Origin of the sequence: Desertivirga xinjiangensis (genome assembly GCF_024436435.1) — a bacterium.
Taxonomy (GTDB): domain Bacteria; phylum Bacteroidota; class Bacteroidia; order Sphingobacteriales; family Sphingobacteriaceae; genus Desertivirga; species Desertivirga xinjiangensis.
Window position 1 is genome coordinate 24,806 of record NZ_JAFMZP010000014.1, and the last position, 20,911, is coordinate 45,716.

The 20,911-nt window shown below is 41.8% G+C and carries 17 protein-coding genes; 11 read left to right on the forward strand and 6 right to left on the reverse strand.

Annotated elements, in window-relative coordinates; all coding sequences use genetic code 11:
* Positions 1–29: 29 nt before the first annotated feature.
* On the reverse strand, positions 30–605 hold the full coding sequence (locus J3P37_RS21915) for an RNA polymerase sigma-70 factor (RefSeq protein ID WP_256014041.1): 576 nt from the start codon (positions 603–605) through the stop codon (positions 30–32).
* Positions 606–695: 90 nt separating this feature from the next.
* Here J3P37_RS21915 and mdh point away from each other — a divergent pair, with 90 nt between their 5' ends.
* From mdh to J3P37_RS21930, 3 genes are read left to right on the forward strand one after another with little or no spacing between them, the layout of a single operon-like run.
* Positions 696–1,634: a malate dehydrogenase gene (mdh, locus tag J3P37_RS21920; protein WP_256014043.1), complete on the forward strand. Its 939-nt coding sequence runs from the start codon at positions 696–698 to the stop codon at positions 1,632–1,634.
* 27 nt (positions 1,635–1,661) lie between these two features.
* A complete protein-coding gene (locus J3P37_RS21925; RefSeq protein WP_256014046.1) occupies positions 1,662–2,105 on the forward strand; it encodes a retropepsin-like aspartic protease in 444 nt (147 codons plus the stop codon).
* A 32-nt stretch (positions 2,106–2,137) separates the two neighbouring features.
* The gene (locus tag J3P37_RS21930) at positions 2,138–2,548 is read left to right on the forward strand and encodes a group III truncated hemoglobin (protein ID WP_256014048.1); all 411 of its coding nucleotides are present in this window, start codon (positions 2,138–2,140) and stop codon (positions 2,546–2,548) included.
* 67 nt (positions 2,549–2,615) lie between these two features.
* Here the strand turns inward: J3P37_RS21930 and gyrB are convergent, their stop codons facing one another.
* On the reverse strand, positions 2,616–4,574 hold the full coding sequence (gyrB, locus tag J3P37_RS21935; RefSeq protein WP_256014050.1) for a DNA topoisomerase (ATP-hydrolyzing) subunit B: 1,959 nt from the start codon (positions 4,572–4,574) through the stop codon (positions 2,616–2,618).
* 186 nt (positions 4,575–4,760) lie between these two features.
* Here gyrB and J3P37_RS21940 point away from each other — a divergent pair, with 186 nt between their 5' ends.
* Both J3P37_RS21940 and J3P37_RS21945 read left to right on the forward strand, forming a co-directional pair.
* The gene (locus tag J3P37_RS21940; protein ID WP_256014052.1) at positions 4,761–5,357 is read left to right on the forward strand and encodes an OmpH/Skp family outer membrane protein; all 597 of its coding nucleotides are present in this window, start codon (positions 4,761–4,763) and stop codon (positions 5,355–5,357) included.
* 78 nt (positions 5,358–5,435) lie between these two features.
* Positions 5,436–5,918 (forward strand): nucleoside deaminase, encoded by a 483-nt coding sequence (locus tag J3P37_RS21945; protein WP_256014054.1) that lies wholly within the window; start codon positions 5,436–5,438, stop codon positions 5,916–5,918.
* 15 nt (positions 5,919–5,933) lie between these two features.
* Here the strand turns inward: J3P37_RS21945 and J3P37_RS21950 are convergent, their stop codons facing one another.
* A complete protein-coding gene (locus tag J3P37_RS21950) occupies positions 5,934–6,359 on the reverse strand; it encodes an RNA-binding S4 domain-containing protein (RefSeq protein ID WP_256014056.1) in 426 nt (141 codons plus the stop codon).
* 102 nt (positions 6,360–6,461) lie between these two features.
* On the opposite strand from J3P37_RS21950, the gene J3P37_RS21955 reads away from it, so the two are divergent.
* From J3P37_RS21955 to miaA, 6 genes are all read left to right on the forward strand, one after another.
* On the forward strand, positions 6,462–7,280 hold the full coding sequence (locus J3P37_RS21955; RefSeq protein ID WP_256014058.1) for a 2,3,4,5-tetrahydropyridine-2,6-dicarboxylate N-succinyltransferase: 819 nt from the start codon (positions 6,462–6,464) through the stop codon (positions 7,278–7,280).
* Positions 7,281–7,360: 80 nt separating this feature from the next.
* Entirely contained in the window at positions 7,361–8,476 is a 1,116-nt protein-coding gene (locus tag J3P37_RS21960) for a glycosyltransferase family 4 protein (protein WP_256014061.1), read from the forward strand.
* Positions 8,469–9,035 (forward strand): L-threonylcarbamoyladenylate synthase, encoded by a 567-nt coding sequence (locus J3P37_RS21965; protein ID WP_256014063.1) that lies wholly within the window; start codon positions 8,469–8,471, stop codon positions 9,033–9,035. The genes J3P37_RS21960 and J3P37_RS21965 overlap by 8 nt, the downstream gene beginning before the upstream one ends.
* 66 nt (positions 9,036–9,101) lie before the next feature.
* Positions 9,102–10,514: a CCA tRNA nucleotidyltransferase gene (locus J3P37_RS21970; protein ID WP_256014065.1), complete on the forward strand. Its 1,413-nt coding sequence runs from the start codon at positions 9,102–9,104 to the stop codon at positions 10,512–10,514.
* A 77-nt stretch (positions 10,515–10,591) separates the two neighbouring features.
* Positions 10,592–11,230 (forward strand): IS1096 element passenger TnpR family protein, encoded by a 639-nt coding sequence (locus tag J3P37_RS21975; protein ID WP_256014068.1) that lies wholly within the window; start codon positions 10,592–10,594, stop codon positions 11,228–11,230.
* A gap of 45 nt (positions 11,231–11,275) precedes the next feature.
* Complete coding sequence (gene miaA, locus J3P37_RS21980) at positions 11,276–12,187, forward strand: tRNA (adenosine(37)-N6)-dimethylallyltransferase MiaA (RefSeq protein WP_256014070.1); 912 nt, start codon at positions 11,276–11,278, stop codon at positions 12,185–12,187.
* 30 nt (positions 12,188–12,217) lie between these two features.
* On the opposite strand, the gene J3P37_RS21985 is transcribed toward miaA, so the two are convergent.
* The 3 genes from J3P37_RS21985 to rpoB all read right to left on the reverse strand — a co-directional run bounded on the left by J3P37_RS21985 (position 12,218) and on the right by rpoB (position 20,882).
* Positions 12,218–12,532 carry a DUF3467 domain-containing protein gene (locus J3P37_RS21985; RefSeq protein ID WP_256014073.1) on the reverse strand — a complete coding sequence of 105 codons (315 nt, stop codon included), beginning with the start codon at positions 12,530–12,532 and terminating at the stop codon, positions 12,218–12,220.
* Positions 12,533–12,708: 176 nt separating this feature from the next.
* Entirely contained in the window at positions 12,709–16,995 is a 4,287-nt protein-coding gene (gene rpoC, locus J3P37_RS21990) for a DNA-directed RNA polymerase subunit beta' (RefSeq protein ID WP_256014075.1), read from the reverse strand.
* Between the two features lie 80 nt (positions 16,996–17,075).
* Positions 17,076–20,882 (reverse strand): DNA-directed RNA polymerase subunit beta, encoded by a 3,807-nt coding sequence (rpoB, locus tag J3P37_RS21995; protein WP_256014078.1) that lies wholly within the window; start codon positions 20,880–20,882, stop codon positions 17,076–17,078.
* Positions 20,883–20,911 lie beyond the last annotated feature (29 nt).

The window sequence follows — 20,911 nt, forward strand, 5'->3', positions numbered from 1 at the left end:
AGTACGGATGACCGATACCCTTACGTATATTAGAAAAAAAATAGATTTATTAGAGATAATCCTGTAAGAAGCCAGGAACGAAGATGTTTGAGGGCTTTAGACATCTGGCCTTCAACAGTTTTCACAGAGATGTCTAACTTTGATGCAATTTCTTTGTAACTCAGCTGATCATAACGACTCAATATGAAAACCATCCGGCAAGCTTCTGGCAAGGCCTTAACTGCTGCTTCCACCCGCTGGTTCACCTCCTTTAAGGCCATGGCCTGCTCAACATCATTGACGTCTTCCATCGTTTCTGAGCCATAAAGGTCTTCACGCTTCAATGCATTCTTATATTTTTTGATGTAGTTGAGAGACTGGTTAATAGTACTTTGAAAGAGATATGCTTTGAGGGATGAGGTAATGATTAAGCTGTCCCGTTTTTCCCAAAGCCTGTAAAAAACATCCTGCACGATATCTTCAGCGATATCCTTATCCTGAACGATCCGGAACGAGCTGGCACACAGCGACTGATAATTCACCTGGAAAAGTGCTTCAAATCCTGATATATCAAGCATTAGGGACATTTCGCTGTTATTGTCTTTGTTTAAATTAGTGACGAACATTACTTTTAAAACGCTACAATTTATCCCAAAAGATTCGATTACTATGTCATTTTTTTTAACTTAGGCAGAAATAACCTTTAAAAAAATCGAATGAAAGTAACAGTAGTTGGAGCTGGAGCAGTTGGCGCAACTTGTGCTGATGATATAGCCAGAAAAGCATTGTCCGAAGAACTTATCTTATTAGACATTAAAGAAGGTTTTGCAGAAGGCAAAGCAATTGACATGATGCAAACAGCAGCTTTGCTTGGTTTTGACTCTAAGATCAGAGGAGTTACCAATGACTATGCAGCCACTGCAGACTCGAGCGTAGTTGTTATCACCTCCGGTTTACCCCGCAAACCCGGCATGACCAGAGAAGAGCTTATTGGCACCAACGCCGGCATAGTGAAATCGGTAACAGAAAACATTTTAAAATATTCACCAAATACGATAATTATAGTAGTATCCAATCCGATGGATACTATGAATTATTTAACATTAAAGACCTCGGGGCTTCCTAAAAACAGGATTCTTGGCATGGGAGGCGCTTTAGATTCCGCACGTTTCAAATTTTATCTAAGTCAGGAACTTGGCTGTTCACCAGCAGATTTAAATGCTATGGTAATTGGTGGTCACGGTGATACTACCATGATTCCATTGATTAAACATGCAACGTGGAACAGCATCCCTGTAACCCAATTATTGAGTCAGGAACAACAGGATAAAGTAGTTGCAGCGACCATGGTGGGAGGTGCAACTTTAACTAAGCTGATTGGTACTTCTGCATGGTATGCACCTGGTGCAGGCACTGCAGTTATGGTTGAAAGTATCTTGCGGGATCAGAAAAAGCTGATTTCAAGCGGTGTTGCCCTGGATGGTGAATATGGACAGTCGGATATCTCCCTGGTAGTACCAGTGGTTATCGGCAAAAACGGTGCTGAAAAGATCATTAACCTTCCTTTAAGCGCTGAAGAGCAGGCGGCCTTTAACAAGAGCGCGGACGCCGTACGTTCAATGAATAATGTTCTCACGGAATCAAATTTGATTTAATGGGTCTGCAGGCAAAAGCTGGATTAAATGAACACCATTGAAGTCCCCTTAAACGTTTTAAATCTTCATGATGACGGCTTCCATCTCTTGGTGGAAGTCGTTGTTTTTCATACGGTATTCAGAGCTGTTGTAGATACGGGAGCTTCGCGAACGGTTATAGATAAGAATACTATTGAGGAATATATCGATCATGAGCACTTGCTGTTAAGTGACCGCTTGTCTACAGGCCTCGGAACTAACTCCATGGCAAGTTATAGTGTCGTTATTCCTGAGATCACTATAGGTGATCTGAAATTGCAACATTTTGAAGCTGCCGTGCTGGACCTTGCCTCAATTAATCATGCATATGAACAAATGGATGTTGGGCCGGTTATTGGCGTTATTGGCGGAGATATACTTATGAATTATGGAGCAATTATTGATTACTTCTCAAAAAAAATCTCATTTACTATTTCTCATCCTGATTGTTAAAAATCAGTTACGGGCTATTAATAATCACTGTGATGAAAAAAGATATCGAAACCAGGGAGGATGTAGAAGTATTGGTAAATTCGTTTTATTCAAAGGTCCAGCAGGATGATTTAATCGGCCCCATCTTTAACGATGTAGCCAAAGTAGACTGGGCGTATCATTTGCCGAAAATGTATGATTTTTTTGAGACAATAATACTTGGCCACAAAGGATTTAAGGGGAACCCTATGGAAACCCATTTTAAGCTCAACCGTGAGTTCCCCCTAAAACCAAAACATTTCGACCAGTGGAAATCTCTGTTCTTTGCAACGATAGATGAGCACTTTGAAGGACTGAACGCCTCGGAAGCGAAACAGAAAGCAGCGTCAATTGCCGACTTAATGTTTTATAAGATCAATAATCAGAACGCAGGTATTAATGTGCTTAAACACCCTAGGCGTTAACAGCGCAAAAGCAACAAAAAAGGGGCTTAATTAAAAACTAAACCCCTTTCACTATTATAGCTAAAACCTAAACATCTATCCGTGCATACTTCGCATTACGCTCTATAAAATCACGACGAGGAGCAACCTCATCCCCCATTAACATGGAGAATATATGATCGCACTCTGCAGCGTTCTCGATTGTTGCCTGCCTTAATGTACGTGTTTCCGGATTTAAGGTAGTTTCCCATAACTGCTCAGCATTCATCTCACCCAATCCTTTATAACGCTGAATATGAACACTATCCTCTTTACCAGCACCCTTTAACCTTTGAACAGCAGCATCGCGCTGAACATCATTCCAGGCATATTCAAACTCCTTACCTTTTTTCACCTGATATAACGGAGGAGCGGCAATGTAAACATATCCAAACTCTATTAGTTCCTTCATATATCTGAAGAAGAATGTCAGAATAAGAGTTGTAATGTGAGATCCATCCACGTCAGCATCCGTCATAATTATAATCCGGTGGTAACGAAGTTTTTCAAGGTTTAGTGCTTTGGCATCTTCTGAAGTTCCTATACTTACCCCCAGGGCAGTAAATATATTCTTGATCTCGTCGTTTTCGTAGATCTTATGCTCCATTGCCTTTTCCACATTGAGGATCTTACCTTTTAGTGGAAGAATCGCCTGGAAGTTTCTGTCGCGCCCCTGCTTGGCGGTACCACCCGCAGAATCACCCTCTACAAGGTACAACTCGCACTTAGCCGGATCCTTATCAGCACAATCAGCAAGCTTTCCTGGCAAACCAGAGCCTCCCATAACGCTCTTACGCTGGACCATCTCACGAGCCTTCCGGGCAGCTGCCCGGGCAGTTGCGGCAAGGACGACTTTGTTGACAATTAACTTCGCCTCCTTCGGATTCTCCTCCAGGTAATTTCCTAAAATCTCCCCTACTGCAACATCAACTGCACCCATCACCTCGCTGTTACCAAGCTTAGTTTTGGTTTGTCCCTCAAATTGAGGTTCCTGCACCTTTACAGATATAACAGCGGTTAAGCCCTCACGGAAATCGTCTCCGGTAATTTCAACCTTCATATTCTTCAGCAAGCCCGACTTTTCCGCATAAGCTTTTAATGTTCGGGTTAAACCTCTACGGAAGCCCGCCACATGCGTACCGCCTTCAACGGTATTGATATTATTTACGTAAGAATGAACATTTTCTGAATAGGTCTCATTGTATTGCAATGAAAGCTCCACCGGAATTCCTTGTTTTACTCCCTCGACATATATCGGTTCCGGAATAAGCGGAGTGCGGGTTCCGTCAAGGTACTTAACAAATTCGCGTAACCCACCCTGGGAATAAAACTCTTCAGACAGATAACCGCCCTCAGACAGTTCCTCACGCTCATCTGTAAGCGTTAACCGGATACCTTTGTTCAGGAATGATAGTTCGCGTAAACGGGCAGCAAGCGTATCATACTTGTATTCGGTTGTTGCAGTAAATATCTCCGGATCAGGCTGGAAGGTTTGGATAGTGCCTGTACGGCCGCTTTCACCAATTTCCTTCACTTCAAACATCGGCTTTCCGCGCTCATATTCCTGGGTGAAAATCTTACCCTCGCGATGTACAACGGTTTTTACATGGGTTGACAGGGCGTTAACGCAGCTTACACCAACGCCATGCAAACCGCCCGAAACCTTATAGGTATCTTTGTCAAACTTACCACCGGCATGTAAAACAGTCATTACAATCTCTAATGCTGATTTACCTTCCTTTTTATTGATACCTGTAGGAATACCGCGACCGTTATCGGCCACTGTTATAGAATTACCTTTATGTATGGTTACTTGTATATCGTCACAATAGCCTGCAAGTGCCTCATCAATGGAGTTGTCAACCACTTCATATACCAGATGATGCAAACCTTTAACACCTGTATCGCCAATATACATGGACGGACGTTTCCGCACTGCCTCTAAACCCTCTAAAACCTGTATATTGTCCGCCGAATAATTAGATTTGTCTTCTGTTTCTTCGCTCATAGTTTGAATTAAACAATAGCTTCAAAAATAACGATTTCGACTGGCATTAACGTTACTTGTTGAGAAAATAATGAGTTAAGTCACGAATTACCAGCGTTTGAATTTAATATAACAGCCCTCGGCAAACTCAAAGTTCCTCTTTCATACTTCAACCGAAAACTTATCTTTGCCTAAAATATTAAAAAGATGAACAAGTCATTGTTAACACTTTCAAAAATAAGTGCAGGATTAATGTTTGCGGCTATTGTAGTTTCCTGCAATAAAGAACAACCGAAAACAAGCACTGCCGAAAGTAAAGCAGCTCCTGATAAGAAAACCGAGGAAATTGTATTTGTTAATTCCGACTCTTTAGTTGCAAATGCAGACTTTTACAAAGACATCAGAACCAAACTTGAAGCAAAATCAAAGAAGGCGCAAACCGATCTTACCTCAAAGGGAAATGCATTTCAGAGAGAAGTTGCTGAATATCGTCAGAATGCTCAAACAATGAGTGCCGACCAAAGAGCAACAACTGAACAGCGCCTGGCCCGTAAACAACAGGAGCTTGAAGCGTTTAATCAAAATGCAAGTTCAGCCCTGGCTAATGAATCAGCTGCAGAAAACGAAAAACTATACGATAAAGTTGCGGACTATCTGAAAGGATATGCTAAGAAAAAAGGCTACAAGCTGGTTCTCACCTACTCTAAAGCTAACCCCTCTGTACTGTTCGCCGATGAAAGCCTTGACGTTACTAAAGAAGTAACAACTGGATTAAACGAAGCCTATAAGAAGGAGAAAAAATAGTTTCAGCCCGTACTTTCTTTTATTTTTAATGAAATTTACAAACCCCGGCTTTAAGCTGGGGTTTCCTTTTGAAGGAATATGGAAGATAGTAAACTACATGAGAAATTCATGAGAATCGCGATAAAGCTTTCTGAGGATAACGTAAGCAAAGCTATCGGTGGTCCTTTTGGAGCTGTAATTGTAAAAAACGGAAAGCTCATCGCTAAAAGTGCTAACAAAGTAACTACCGAAATTGACCCAACAGCCCACGCGGAAATTTCAGCCATCAGAAAAGCAGCAAAAAAGCTTAAAACCTTCGACCTGAGTGATTGTGTTATTTACACAAGTTGTGAACCTTGCCCAATGTGCCTCGGAGCTATTTACTGGTCAAGGATATCAAAGATATATTATGCCAACACCAAACATGACGCATGTTTGGTAGGGTTCAATGATAAGTTTATTTATGACGAGCTGAAGCTTTCTATTGAAAACAGAAGCGTACCACTAATTCAGATATTAAGAGAAGAGGCTAGTAATGCTTTTGAACAATGGAGATTATCAGACCTTAAAATTGATTACTAAACCCGATCTCTGGAGCTACTCGTCTTCATCAAACCAGCCTTCTGAATCCTGACTAACGTCATCGTCTAACAGATCATCTATTTCTCTCCTGTCTTTTTTCGTTGGCCGCCCGGTTCCCCTGTCACGGCTTAGTACCGGAGAATGAAACGCCGACTTGAAAGCCTGGCGATGTTCGGCAGGCGTTAAATCCTCGTAAAAATTTACGGCAGTTTTTGCGTCAACCCGGTTATGGAGCAAGCCGCTAACTTTTAATTGCCTTTTCTCAATTCCTTTCGATACAAGATATACCTCACCAACCTTAACTTCTCTCGAAGCCTTGACATTTTGGCCATTAAGCTTTACCCGACCGGCTTTACAAGCCTCAGTCGCGAGTGTTCTTGTTTTAAAGGCACGTATCGCCCAAAGGTATTTATCAATTCTAAGCTTATCTTTATCCGACATTTTGTGTAGAAGATTTAATGACTGACCACCACAGTTAGCAAACTAAGCCATTTGCTTACAAAACTCCTCAAAAAACCGTTACTTTGCCAAAAATTCTTATAAATGATACCACAACTAAAAAAACAGATTGAAGAAGCTTGGGATAACCGTAACCTCATTACCTTCCCGGAATATGCAAACGCCATTGAAACAGTAATTTTAATGCTGGACAAAGGTGAGCTTCGCGTAGCTGAGCCTGTTGCTGGTGGATGGCATGTAAATGATTGGATTAAAAAAGCTGTGATTCTATATTTTCCAACCCAGAAAATGGAAGTTATAGAAGTAGGGCCCTTCGTTTTCCATGATAAAATGAAGCTCAAAACTAACTTTAAAGATCTAGGCGTAAGGGTTGTTCCGCAGGCTACAGCCCGTTACGGAGCATACTTGTCAAAGGGTGTAATTATGATGCCTTCTTATGTTAATATTGGCGCCTACGTTGATGAAGGAACGATGGTTGATACTTGGGCTACAGTTGGATCATGTGCCCAAATAGGTAAAAATGTTCACTTAAGTGGTGGCGTAGGTATTGGTGGAGTGCTTGAACCCGTACAAGCTGCACCGGTTATTATTGAAGACAATTGCTTCATCGGATCCAGAGCCATCGTCGTAGAGGGTGTACGGGTTGGACAAGAGGCTGTTTTGGGTGCGAATGTTTGCTTAACCGCTTCAACTAAAATAATTGACATCACCGGACCTGAACCTGTTGAATACAAAGGTACAGTTCCTCCCCGCTCCGTGGTTATTCCCGGCTCTTATACCAAAACATTTCCAGCCGGAGAATACCAGGTGCCCTGTGCCCTGATCATCGGTCAGCGTAAAGAGTCTACAGACAAAAAAACGTCTCTTAATGATGCTTTACGGGAGCATAATGTTGCCGTTTAGTTTTCTTTTATGAAATAAAAGTTGTATATTTTAGAGCATTCACTCTGGGTATGCAACTTTTAAACTATTATTAAGTACTCATGCATATTGGCTTTGATGGAAAACGAGCAATTCAAAATTTTACAGGACTGGGCAACTACAGCCGGTTTGTCCTGGATTTGCTTGCTCAATACTATTCAGAGCACCGGTACTCCTTATATGCAGCCAAACGTCCTCAAAACACGGTTAGTATCCCTGACAACGTCCATTTCAGGCATCCGGGTAGTCTAAGCAACCCGACTTTATGGAGAACACTGGGCATCGTGGGTGATCTGCGAAAAGACAAAATTGATCTCTATCATGGATTAAGTAACGAACTTCCGGTGGGTATTTCCAGATCCAAGATACCTTCGATCGTTACTATACATGATCTGATCTTTCTGAGATTTCCGGAATTCTACCCGCTCATCGACCGAACGATATATAGGTATAAATTCCAGTATGCCTGCAAGAATGCCACAAGGATAATAGCAGTCAGCGAACAAACGAAATCAGATATAATAAGTTTCTTCAACATCCCGGAAAACAAGGTAGACGTAGTGTACCAGGGCTGTAATTCTATTTTTCAAACCACAGCTACTGAAGACGAAAAATTGATTATCCGGGGCGAATATGAGCTTCCGGCACGATATCTCCTGCAAGTGGGCACTATTGAAGAGCGTAAAAACCTGTTGTTGTCCGTAAGAGCTTTGAAAGCTGTTCCAGACGAAATCAAATTAGTGGTCATAGGACGCGAGACAGATTACGCCACAGAAGTCAAAGAATACATTGAAGCCAACCGATTACATAACCGGGTCGTTTTTCTAAAAAACGTTCCGTTAAAAGATCTTCCTGTGATTTACCAATGCGCAGAAGTATTTGTATATCCCTCGGAGTTCGAAGGCTTTGGCATACCGATAATAGAAGCACTTAATTCTGGCATTCCTGTGATTGCAGCAACAGGCTCATGTCTTGAAGAGGCAGGCGGACCGGGCAGCTGCTATGTACATCCTCAAGATGAGGTTCAGTTAGCATGGCATATCAATGGCATTATTAACAATCCATCTAAAAGGGAAGAAATGATAGAAGCTGGTTACAAACATGTACAATGCTTTTCCGAAAAACATTTAGCTGCAAACTTAATGCACACCTATCAAAAGGCACTTACTAATGCTTAAAAAAGAAATCGAAAAGGCTCTCGAAATCCTGAATGCGGGAGGAGTAATTCTTTATCCTACAGACACTATTTGGGGTATCGGCTGCGATGCAACTAACGAAGCTGCCGTTGAGCGCATATTTAATATCAAAGGCAGAGATGCCGCCAAAAGCCTGATCGTTCTACTCGACACGGAAAACAAATTGGAGAGTTATGTAACAGAAGTTCCCGCCATCGCTTACGACTTGATCGAGTACGCCGAAAATCCATTAACTATTATCTACTCCGGAGCGAAAAATCTGGCGAAAAATGTGATCCATGCAGATGGCAGTGTAGGGATCAGAGTGGCTAAACACCAATTTTGCCAGCAACTTATTCAGCGTTTCCGCAAACCTATTGTTTCTACTTCTGCTAATGTGAGTGGAGAACCAAGCCCAAAAATATTCGGCGACATTTCAGCATCAATCCTTGAAGGTGTAGATTATGTAGTTAATTTCGAGCAGGATGTCACCTCCGAAAAACAACCTTCCACTATTATGAAATTAGAGCCTGATGGCCGATTTGCCTTTATTAGGCGTTAATACAGACAAATAATTATTTTTGCATCTATTGCTTTCTCTGAACGCAGGGCTTGCAATTGTTTTTTTATGAAACAACATCTCGATTATCCGATATTTAGAAAACTTAGTGCGCTGGCTGAAAAAACAGGCACTGAAATTTATGTTATAGGCGGATATGTGAGAGATCTTTTTCTAAAGCGGGCGTCTAAAGACATCGATATTTTAGTGCTTGGAAACGGGATAGATTTCGCAGAGAAAGCCGCTGAGGCCCTAAGGGCTCAGGTTAATGTCTTTAAGAACTTTGGTACCGCGATGCTTCGCTTTGATGACCTCGAGGTGGAATTCGTAGGCGCCAGAAAAGAATCATACCGTTCAAATTCACGAAAACCCGTAATTGAAAACGGAACACTAGACGACGACCAGAAGCGCCGGGATTTTACAATTAATGCCATGGCGCTTTCCCTGAATAAAAGTAGCTTCGGCGAGCTCCTTGATCCTTTCCAGGGTACAAGTGATCTGGAACACAAATTAATAAGAACCCCATTAAATCCCACGGAAACCTTTTCAGATGACCCTCTCAGGATGATGCGGGCGATTCGTTTTGCAAGCCAGCTAAACTTTGCTATAGAGGAGAGCGCATTCAAAGCTATAGAAGCTAATAAAGACAGGATAAAGATTGTTTCGGCAGAGAGAATCACCGACGAGCTGAATAAAATTATACTGTCGCCTAAACCCTCCCTAGGATTTAAACTCCTTTTTGACTCAGGGTTGCTGCATCTTATATTTCCACAAATGACGGCTCTTTACGGCGTTGAGTATATAAAAGGAAAAGGGCACAAAGATAATTTCTATCATACCCTGGAAGTTTTAGATAATATTGCAGAACAAAGTGACGACCTTTGGCTTCGCTGGGCTGCAATATTACATGACATAGCTAAACCGGCAACCAAGCGTTTTGAAGAGAACCACGGCTGGACATTTCATGGTCATGAAGATAAAGGGGCGCGCATGGTTCCGAAGATCTTCAATCAATTAAAACTCCCCCTAAATGAGAAAATGAAGTATGTGCAGAAGCTGGTTCAGCTACATCTGCGACCAATTGTACTGGCACAGGAAGTCGTCACCGATTCGGCAGTAAGGCGGTTGCTGTTTGATGCGGGGGAAGATATTGATAGTTTAATGATGCTTTGCCACGCAGATGTAACTACCAAAAACGAGTATAAAAAGAAAAAGTACCGTCAAAATTTTGAGCTTGTAAAGCAAAAGCTCAAAGATGTTGAAGAACGCGACCAGATAAGGAACTGGCAACCTCCCGTTTCAGGCAGCGATATTATGGAGACCTTTGGAATTCCAGCAGGCAAAGAAGTTGGTATAATCAAAAACCAGATCAGAGAGGCAATTCTTGAGGGAGAAATAGGAAATACAAGAGAGGATGCTTTTCGGTACATGATTACGAAGGCAAAACAAATGGGACTCAGTCCGATAACTCATATAAATTAATAAAAACCAAACTTTATAATAAAACAGGCGTTAATGTTAGTCTAATTTTATTATTTCGCATAAAATTAAAATTGATCATGGCTATTTACAGATTCCGGGTTTCTTTTGAAGATTACGATGATGTGATACGGGAAATAGATATAAAATCCACTCAAACATTTGAGGACTTACATATTGCCATACATAAGAGTACTGGTTATAATGCCGAGAAATCCTCCTCTTTCTATGTTAGTACTGATCAATGGATAAAGGGTGACGAAATTGCCTATTTACCCACCCAGCGCAAACTTGATCGTGGTGTCACTTTAATGCATGGAACTAAGCTTAACCGCTTTATAGATGATCCCCACCAAAAGTTTTACTATACATACAACTTTGACCGTCCCTTCGACTTTCACGTAGAGCTGATCAAGATCCTCGATCTGGAACAGGGAAAAGACTATCCTTCTTTATTTAGAAGTATGGGTGAAGCACCTAAACCAGCAGGGACTATTGTTGTCCCAGTGGGTGGCGGTGAAGAACCTGAAGATTTTGATTTCCTGAATGAGATGGAGTACGCTCCTGAAGACGCTGATGATCTGGAAAGCGTGGACGACCTTGGTATAGACGCACCTGAGGAAGAGGAAGAAGAAAAAGATGAATTTATGGATGAATTTTCCGATAATGACAACTTCGATTCCGAGGACTTTGGAAGCAACAATAAGGAAGATTACTAAAAAAAACGGTCATGACTAGGTTAAGCCTGGTCATGATCATACATCATGGACTCTCCAAAAACCCTTATCGTGATTGCAGGCCCTACTGCAATAGGCAAAACGGATCTTGCCATAAAACTTGCCCTTCACTATAAAACAGAGATTATATCTGCGGATTCAAGACAGTTCTACCGCGAGATGACTCTTGGCACGGCAAAGCCGTCTGATCATGAGTTAGCCCAGGTAAAACATCATTTTATAAACTCTCATTCTATCGACCAGCCCTTCTCAGTTGGTGATTTCGAAACGGAGGTGCTGACACTTTTGGATGAGCTTTTTAAGCTTCATGACATTGTAATACTTGTTGGGGGTTCAGGCTTATTCATTAAAGCTATAACTGAAGGTTTTGATGTTTTACCTAAAGCAGATATGGCGATACGGGAGAACTTGAACAAATTATTTGCGGAACATGGGATCAAAGCCCTCCAGGAGAAGCTTCTCGCGCTGGATCCGGGTTACTATCAGGAAGTAGATTTAAACAATCCTCAGCGCTTAATCAGAGCACTTGAGGTCTGTATCAGTTCGGGATTCCCGTTTTCTTCCTACCGGAAAAACGCCATTAATAAACGGAACTTCAATAGTGTCAAGATCTGTCTGAATACCGACCGGGAAACCCTGTATAGCCGAATAAATCTGAGAGTTGACCAAATGATTGAAAACGGGCTTATAGATGAAGTGAAAAGTCTTGTGCCATATCAGAACCTCAATGCACTAAACACCGTTGGATATACTGAAGTATTTCAGTATTTAAAAGGTGAGATAACACTCACTGAGGCTGTTGAAAGTATCAAACAAAATACCCGGAGGTTTGCAAAACGTCAGCTTACCTGGTTTAGGAAAGATAGCGGGTTTGCATGGTTTGAACCATGTGCGTTTTCTGAAATATTAGAGTACATATACGAAAGGACAAGACTTTAGCTTTGTCCTTTCATATATGAATATTCGTTACTAGGCCTGGGCCGTAGGTCCTCCGAAGTTAAGAGGTAACCCTCCGCCTTCTTCCTGCACATTCACTCTGCCATTTACAGATTCAAACTTTTCAATATTATCGTCAAGGGCGTTCAATAGCCTCTTAGCGTGTTCAGGTGTAAGAATAATTCTTGACTTAACTTTTGCCTTCGGTACCCCAGGCATAACCCGTATAAAGTCGAGCACAAACTCGGTATTTGAATGGGTAATAATAGCAAGGTTAGAATATATTCCCTCAGCAATCTCCTCCGAGAGTTCTATATTAAGTTGATTTTCGTTGTTGTCAGGTTCCATAATGTAAATTTAACAAAGTCCCATTTAAAAGATCTCCGTATTTAGATTTTGTTCCAATACTGTCGAGTTACTGGGAAAAGTTTATAAATTAAGTACAATATGCGTAATTGTAATGTTTTAAAATGAAAAAGTCCCCCACGAGGGAGGACTTTAATTTTATAAATAGCATCTATTTTCTAGGCTTCAACATCTTCATGTTTAGATGCCATTAGTTTGTCGTACTCTTCCTGAGATCCAACTATAATCCGATCGTAGCTACGCAGACCAGTACCTGAAGGAATAAGGTGACCTACGATCACGTTTTCTTTCAGACCTAGTAAGTTATCGCGCTTACCACTGATTGCAGCCTCATTAAGAACCTTCGTCGTCTCCTGGAAGGATGCCGCCGAAATAAATGACTTAGTACCAAGAGATGCCCGGGTAATACCTTGCAGCAACGGACTAGAAGTTGCAGCAATTGCATCTCTAGCCTCGGCCAGTTTCATGTCCTTACGCTTTAATATAGAATTTTCATCTCTAAGTTTACGTACAGAAATAATCTGTCCTGCCTTCAATGTAGTAGAATCCCCTGGATCAGTGATTACTTTTTTGTCGTATATATCGTCGTTTTCGATAGTGAAATCCCAGCGGTCTACAGCGTCATTTTCAAGGAATCGGGTATCGCCCGGATCTTGAATTCTAACTTTCTGCATCATCTGATGTACGATAGTTTCAAAGTGCTTATCGTTGATCTTCACCCCCTGTAAACGGTATACTTCCTGAATACCATTAACCAGGTATTCCTGAACCGCTGCAGGTCCTTTGATCGACAGTATGTCTGCTGGAGAGATAGAACCATCCGACAATGGCATACCAGCCTTCACAAAGTCGTTATCCTGTACAAGGATGTGCTTAGAAAGTGGCACCAGGTATTTCTTGATTTGTCCGTCTTTAGACTCAATTGAAATTTCACGGTTACCACGTTTAACACCTCCCAAGGTTACCACACCATCAATCTCCGTTACAACAGCAGGATTAGAAGGGTTACGGGCTTCGAATAACTCCGTTACACGAGGAAGACCACCGGTGATGTCACGGGTTTTACCAGTTGAACGAGGTATTTTAGCAATTATCTCGCCCATCTTGATCTTCACGCCTTCATCTACTGCGATATGAGCTCCTACCGGAATGTTATAACCTTTTACAGTGCTTCCAGTGCTGTCCATGATCTTAATAACCGGATTTTTAGTCTTATCACGGGTATCGATGATCACCTTCTCTCTGTGACCTGTCTGGTCATCAGACTCTTCGCGGAAGGTAACACCTTCAATAACCGCTTCAAACTCAACTTTACCAGTGAACTCAGAGATGATAACAGCATTGTATGGATCCCAGCTACAGATTCTGTCGCCTTTCGTTACTTTAATTCCTTCTTTTACGTACAAGTAAGATCCGTAAGGAATGTTATTAGTCATGATCACACGGCCTGAATTCGGATCAACGATACGGAACTCACCTGAACGGCCAAGAACAACATCAACAGGTCCTTCTTCGGTTTCGTATGGTACGGTTCTGATATTCTCGAATTCAATTACACCATCAAACTTGGCATTAATCTGCGATTCAGCAGCAATGTTAGATGCGGTACCACCCACGTGGAAGGTACGAAGTGTTAACTGAGTACCAGGCTCACCAATTGACTGTGCAGCAATTACACCCACAGCTTCACCTGCCTGAACACGTTTACCGGTAGCAAGGTTACGTCCGTAGCAAAGAGCACAAACACCACGCTTGCTTTCGCACGTTAATACTGAACGAATCTCAATTCCTTCAAGTGCTGAATTTTCAATTCCAGCAGCAGTATCCTCATTAATATCCTGACCTGCTGCAACCAGCAGCTCATTAGAAATAGGATCGTATACATCATGAAGAGATGTTCTACCTAAAATACGATCATAAAGTGGTTCAACGATATCTTCGTTGTCTTTAAGAGCAGTTGTGAAAATCCCTCTTAAGGTCCCGCAATCTGTTTCCCCAACGATCATATCCTGAGCAACGTCATGCAAACGACGGGTTAAGTAACCAGCATCCGCTGTCTTCAACGCCGTATCCGCAAGACCTTTACGCGCACCGTGAGTAGAGATAAAGTACTCGAGTACCGAAAGTCCTTCTTTAAAGTTAGAAAGGATCGGGTTCTCGATAATTTCACCACCTGAACCGGATTTCTGAGGTTTTGCCATCAGTCCCCTCATTCCGCAAAGCTGACGAATCTGCTCTTTAGAACCACGGGCACCAGAATCAAGCATCATATATACAGAGTTGAAACCCTGGTTATCTGTAGACAAGATCTCCATCACGTTTGCAGTTAAACGGTTGTTGATACGAGTCCAGATATCGATGATCTGATTGTAACGTTCGTTGTTAGTAATGAAACCCATATTGTAGTTATTCATTACTTCTTCAACTTCCTGACTTGCCTGACCAATTAACTTAGCTTTAGCTTCAGGAATATTAAGATCCTGCAGGTTAAATGACAGGCCTCCGCGGAATGCCATTTGGAAGCCTAATTCCTTAATATCGTCAAGGAACTGTGCTGCACGGGCCATACCGGTATTCTTTACAACTTCACCGATAATGTCACGAAGAGATTTTTTAGTTAATAGCTCATTGATATAACCAACCTCTTCAGGAACATGCTGATTGAAAAGTACCCGGCCAACAGTTGTATCTATTAGTTTACTAACGATCGAACCGTCTTTCTCCTTAACTTTTGCTTTAACCTTAATGAAAGCATGCAGGTCAACTTTTTTCTCATTGTAGCCAATGATCACCTCTTCAGCAGAGTAGAAAATCTGGCCTTCGCCTTTCATCACACGTTTATCGTCCGTTCTGCGGCCTTTAGTAATATAGTAAAGACCTAAAACCATATCCTGTGAAGGAACCGTAATCGGAGTACCGTTCGCAGGGTTAAGAATATTGTGTGATGCAAGCATTAAAACCTGAGCTTCAAGAATAGCCGCATGACCAAGAGGTACGTGAACCGCCATCTGGTCACCGTCGAAGTCGGCGTTGAATGCAGTACACACTAATGGATGCAACTGGATAGCCTTACCTTCAACCAATTTTGGCTGGAAGGACTGGATACCCAAACGGTGAAGCGTAGGAGCACGGTTTAGTAATACAGGGTGTCCTTTGAGAACATTCTCTAATATATCCCAAACTAACGGATCCTTACGGTCTACGATTTTTTTTGCTGACTTAACTGTTTTAACCACACCTCTTTCGATCATCTTGCGAATGATGAATGGTTTGAAAAGTTCAGCAGCCATATCTTTTGGTAAACCGCACTCATGTAATTTAAGGTTCGGACCTACAACAATTACAGAACGGGCAGAGTAATCAACACGTTTACCTAACAAGTTCTGGCGGAAACGACCTTGTTTACCTTTCAGAATGTCTGAAAGAGATTTCAAAGCACGGTTACCTTCAGTTTTTACCGCGTTTACTTTACGTGAGTTATCGAACAGGGAATCTACAGCTTCCTGTAACATACGTTTTTCGTTACGTAAAATTACCTCAGGAGCTTTGATCTCGATTAGTCTCTTCAAACGATTGTTACGGATGATCACACGACGGTATAGGTCGTTCAAATCAGACGTAGCAAAACGACCACCTTCCAAAGGAACCAATGGACGTAATTCTGGTGGAATTACAGGAACGATCTTAACGATCATCCACTCTGGTTGATTCTCAATGTTGGCACGAGCACCGCGGAATGCTTCAACAACCTGAAGACGTTTTAACGCTTCATTCTTACGTTGCTGAGATGTTTCATTCGCAGCCTGGTGACGAAGATCGTAAGAAAGCTGATCTAGTTCAATACGCTTTAATAACTCCTCCAGAGCTTCAGCACCCATCTTGGCAACAAACTTCTGAGGGTCTTTGTCATCAAGGTATTGGTTCTCTTTAGGAAGAGTATCTAAGATATCAAGGTATTCTTCTTCAGTCAGGAAATCCATTTTAGAGATTCCGTCAGCTTCTTTAATACCTGGTTGAATTACAACGTAACGTTCGTAATAAATAATAAGGTCTAGTTTTTTAGTGGGAAGACCCAGCAAATAACCGATCTTATTAGGTAAAGAACGGAAATACCAGATATGCGCAACAGGAACAACAAGGTTAATGTGTCCCATACGCTCGCGACGCACCTTTTTCTCAGTTACCTCAACACCACAACGGTCGCAGACGATACCTTTATAACGAATACGTTTGTATTTACCGCAATGACATTCGTAATCCTTAACCGGACCAAAAATGCGCTCGCAGAATAAACCATCACGCTCCGGTTTATAGGTACGATAGTTGATCGTTTCCGGTTTCAAAACTTCACCACTTGAACGCTCAAGAATAGACTCCGGAGACGCTAAGCTGATGGTAATCGAGGTGAAGTTGCTTTTTATTTTATTATCCTTTTTATAAGACATAGCTCTTTTTTTAAGTTAAAAGTTGAAAGTATAAAGTTGAAAGCTGGGTTAACCCTAAACTTTCAACTTTAAACTCTTAACTAATCCAGTGTAATATCCAGTCCTAAACCTCTTAACTCGTGAACCAATACATTGAATGATTCAGGAACAGAAGGAGTTGGAAGAGTTTCACCTTTAACAATAGCCTCGTATGTTTTAGCACGACCTACAACATCATCAGATTTCACTGTAAGGATCTCCTGAAGGATGTTAGCTGCACCAAATGCTTCCAGTGCCCAAACCTCCATCTCACCGAAACGCTGACCACCAAACTGAGCTTTACCACCCAATGGCTGTTGTGTAATCAATGAGTATGGTCCGATTGAACGTGCGTGCATCTTATCATCAACCATGTGACCTAATTTCAGCATGTATATGATACCTACTGTGGTCGGCTGATCGAAACGCTCGCCTGTTAAGCCATTATATAAATATGTTCTGCCTGAAGCAGGTACACCCGCTTTAGCTACCCATTCTTCAACTTCTTCATGAGAAGCACCGTCAAAGATCGGCGTTGCGAACTTCATACCCAGCTCTTTACCTGCCCAGCCTAAAACAGTTTCGTAGATCTGTCCAAGGTTCATCCGGGAAGGTACACCCAGCGGATTCAGAACGATATCAACAGGCGTTCCATCTTCAAGGAATGGCATATCTTCATCACGAACAATACGGGCAACAATACCCTTATTACCGTGACGTCCCGCCATCTTATCACCTACTTTCAACTTGCGTTTCTTAGCAATGTACACTTTGGCCATCTGAACAATTCCTGATGGAAGCTCGTCACCCACGCTGATTGCAAACTTATCACGTTTATATGCACCAAGCTCTTCGTTAAGCTTAATGTTATAATTATGAAGTAATTGCTTAATCAACTCATTTTTATCCTCGTCAGTGGTCCACTTAGTCGGATTAATGTTGGCGTACTCAAGCTCTACAAGCATCTTTTGAGTGAACTTTGCACCTTTAGGTACTAATAGCTCTTTGTATACATTAAATACTCCCTGAGAAGTTTTTCCATTTACAATGGTAAACAACTTATCGATCAAGGCATCCTTAAGCTGTTTTACAGCCCGGAAGTGTCCTGCATCAAGCTTATCCAGCGCAGATTTTTCTTCGGCTTTTGATGTCTTTTTAGCTCTGGAGAATAACTTAGTGTCAATAACTACACCGTTGATAGAAGGAGGAGTTTTTAATGAAGCATCCTTTACATCACCAGCCTTATCACCGAAGATCGCGCGAAGCAGTTTTTCTTCAGGGGAAGGATCAGACTCTCCTTTCGGAGTGATCTTACCAATAAGAATATCACCCTCTTTAACTTCAGCACCAACCCGTATAATCCCGTTTTCATCAAGGTCTTTCGTAGCCTCTTCAGAAACGTTTGGAATATCTGGTGTTAATTCTTCCTCACCACGTTTGGTATCACGAACCTCTAATTCAAATTCCTCAATATGAAGCGAAGTAAAGATGTCCTGAGATACAACACGCTCAGAGATCACAATAGCATCCTCAAAGTTGAAACCTTGCCAAGGCATGAATGCCACTTTAAGGTTACGTCCAAGAGCAAGCTCTCCATCCTGAGTGGCGTAGCCTTCGCATAATACTTGACCTTTTTCAACTCTCTGACCTTTCTTAACGATCGGCTTCAGGTTGATACAAGTACTCTGGTTGGTTTTCTTAAACTTAGTTAAACGGTATGACTTAGTTTCTCCTTCAAAAGAAACCAATTTATCGTCTTCATTTCTGTCGTAACTGATGCGTATTTCATTGGCATCAACGTATTCAACCACACCGCTTCCTTCTGCATTGATCAATGTACGTGAATCGCGGGCAACACGACCTTCCAGACCAGTACCAACAATAGGTGCTTCAGGACGAAGCAATGGTACCGCCTGACGTTGCATGTTTGATCCCATCAATGCACGGTTAGCATCATCATGCTCAAGGAACGGAATTAAAGAAGCCGCGATAGAAGTGATCTGATTAGGAGCAACGTCCATCAAATCTAAACGCTCTGGCTCAATAACCGGGAAATCACCTTCGAAACGTGCCTTTACATTCGGTGTTTCAAAGTGTCCCTCGTCGCTATATCTTGCATTTGCCTGGCCAATTGTTTTACCTTCTTCATCCTCTGCAGATAAATAGATAACCGGCTCTTCAACAACAACACGGCCATTATCCACCTTACGGTAAGGGGTTTCGATGAAACCTAAATTGTTGATCTTAGCATGTACACATAGTGAAGAGATCAAACCGATGTTCGGTCCTTCCGGAGTTTCGATCGTACACAAACGACCGTAATGCGTGTAATGCACGTCACGAACCTCAAAACCTGCACGCTCACGGGAAAGACCACCTGGCCCAAGGGCAGAAAGACGACGTTTATGTGTGATCTCTGCAAGTGGGTTAGTCTGATCCATAAACTGTGACAACTGGTTTGTTCCGAAAAACGAGTTGATCACAGAAGAAAGTGTACGAGCATTAATAAGATCCGTAGGCGTAAATACCTCGTTGTCTCGAATATTCATACGCTCGCGGATAGTACGCGCCATACGTGCCAAACCTACACCGAACTGAGCATATAACTGCTCACCCACTGTACGTACACGACGGTTTGATAAGTGATCAATATCATCCACCTCAGCTTTTGAGTTGATCAATTTGATCAGATACTTAACAATAGCGATGATATCCTGCTTGGTTAAAACCTTGGTCTCATCAGGAGTATCAAGTTTCAACTTGCGGTTGATACGGTAACGGCCTACATCACCTAAATCGTATCTCTTATCAGAGAAGAACAAACGGTCGATGATACCACGGGCTGTTTCTTCATCAGGTGGTTCAGCGTTACGCAGCTGACGGTAAATATGCTCTACCGCTTCCTTCTCGGAGTTAGATGTATCTTTTTGTAAAGTATTATATATAATTGAATAATCAGCGTTGCTGGAGGCATCATCCTTAGAAAGGATAACTGTTTTTACTCCGGCATCAATGATCATATCGATATGGTCATCTTCAAGTATGGTTTCCCTTTCAAGGATGATCTCATTACGGTCGATAGAAACCACCTCACCAGTATCCTCGTCTACAAAATCTTCTACCCACTTCTTAAGAACCCTTGCAGCAAGCTTACGTCCAACGAATTTCTTCAATCCGGATTTGCTTACTTTAACTTCGTCGGCCAGTTCGAACAACTCTAATATGTCTTTATCAGAATCGTAACCGATGGCACGTAATAACGTAGTGACAGGGAATTTCTTCTTACGGTCAATGTATGCATACATCACGTTGTTTACGTCTGTAGCAAACTCAATCCAGGACCCTTTGAAAGGAATAACACGGGCTGAATATAGCTTAGTTCCGTTGGTGTGACGGCTTTGTCCAAAAAACACGCCCGGGGATCTATGTAACTGGGAAACAATTACACGTTCAGCTCCGTTGATCACAAAAGTTCCCTTTGGAGTCATGTAAGGGATAGTACCCAAATACACATCCTGAACAATTGTTTCAAAATCTTCGTGCTCTTCATCATTACAAGACAAACGAAGTTTGGCTTTTAACGGAACACTGTACGTTAAGCCACGCTCAATACATTCCTGTATATCATAGCGAGGCGGATCAATAAAATAGTCAAGAAACTCTAATACAAAGATATTTCTTGAATCAGAGATTGGGAAGTTTTCAGCAAACACTTTAAACAAACCTTCCGAATGACGGTTGTCTGAAGTCGTCTCTAACTGGAAAAATTCTCTGAAAGACTGCAGTTGCACATCCAGGAAATCGGGATAATCGATCACGTGTTTGCTGGTCGCAAAATTTACTCTTTCGCTTTGATTTTTGTTTGCCAATGGATTAAGATTTTAGTTTAAACTAAACT

Bases quoted from the DNA above. Each gene is read 5' to 3' on its own strand.
- J3P37_RS21915 (WP_256014041.1), bottom strand. From the start codon at position 605: ATGTTCGTCACTAATTTAAACAAAGACAATAACAGCGAAATGTCCCTA.
- mdh (WP_256014043.1), top strand. From the start codon at position 696: ATGAAAGTAACAGTAGTTGGAGCTGGAGCAGTTGGCGCAACTTGTGCT.
- J3P37_RS21925 (WP_256014046.1), top strand. From the start codon at position 1,662: ATGAACACCATTGAAGTCCCCTTAAACGTTTTAAATCTTCATGATGAC.
- J3P37_RS21930 (WP_256014048.1), top strand. From the start codon at position 2,138: ATGAAAAAAGATATCGAAACCAGGGAGGATGTAGAAGTATTGGTAAAT.
- gyrB (WP_256014050.1), bottom strand. From the start codon at position 4,574: ATGAGCGAAGAAACAGAAGACAAATCTAATTATTCGGCGGACAATATA.
- J3P37_RS21940 (WP_256014052.1), top strand. From the start codon at position 4,761: ATGAACAAGTCATTGTTAACACTTTCAAAAATAAGTGCAGGATTAATG.
- J3P37_RS21945 (WP_256014054.1), top strand. From the start codon at position 5,436: ATGGAAGATAGTAAACTACATGAGAAATTCATGAGAATCGCGATAAAG.
- J3P37_RS21950 (WP_256014056.1), bottom strand. From the start codon at position 6,359: ATGTCGGATAAAGATAAGCTTAGAATTGATAAATACCTTTGGGCGATA.
- J3P37_RS21955 (WP_256014058.1), top strand. From the start codon at position 6,462: ATGATACCACAACTAAAAAAACAGATTGAAGAAGCTTGGGATAACCGT.
- J3P37_RS21960 (WP_256014061.1), top strand. From the start codon at position 7,361: ATGCATATTGGCTTTGATGGAAAACGAGCAATTCAAAATTTTACAGGA.
- J3P37_RS21965 (WP_256014063.1), top strand. From the start codon at position 8,469: ATGCTTAAAAAAGAAATCGAAAAGGCTCTCGAAATCCTGAATGCGGGA.
- J3P37_RS21970 (WP_256014065.1), top strand. From the start codon at position 9,102: ATGAAACAACATCTCGATTATCCGATATTTAGAAAACTTAGTGCGCTG.
- J3P37_RS21975 (WP_256014068.1), top strand. From the start codon at position 10,592: ATGGCTATTTACAGATTCCGGGTTTCTTTTGAAGATTACGATGATGTG.
- miaA (WP_256014070.1), top strand. From the start codon at position 11,276: ATGGACTCTCCAAAAACCCTTATCGTGATTGCAGGCCCTACTGCAATA.
- J3P37_RS21985 (WP_256014073.1), bottom strand. From the start codon at position 12,532: ATGGAACCTGACAACAACGAAAATCAACTTAATATAGAACTCTCGGAG.
- rpoC (WP_256014075.1), bottom strand. From the start codon at position 16,995: ATGTCTTATAAAAAGGATAATAAAATAAAAAGCAACTTCACCTCGATT.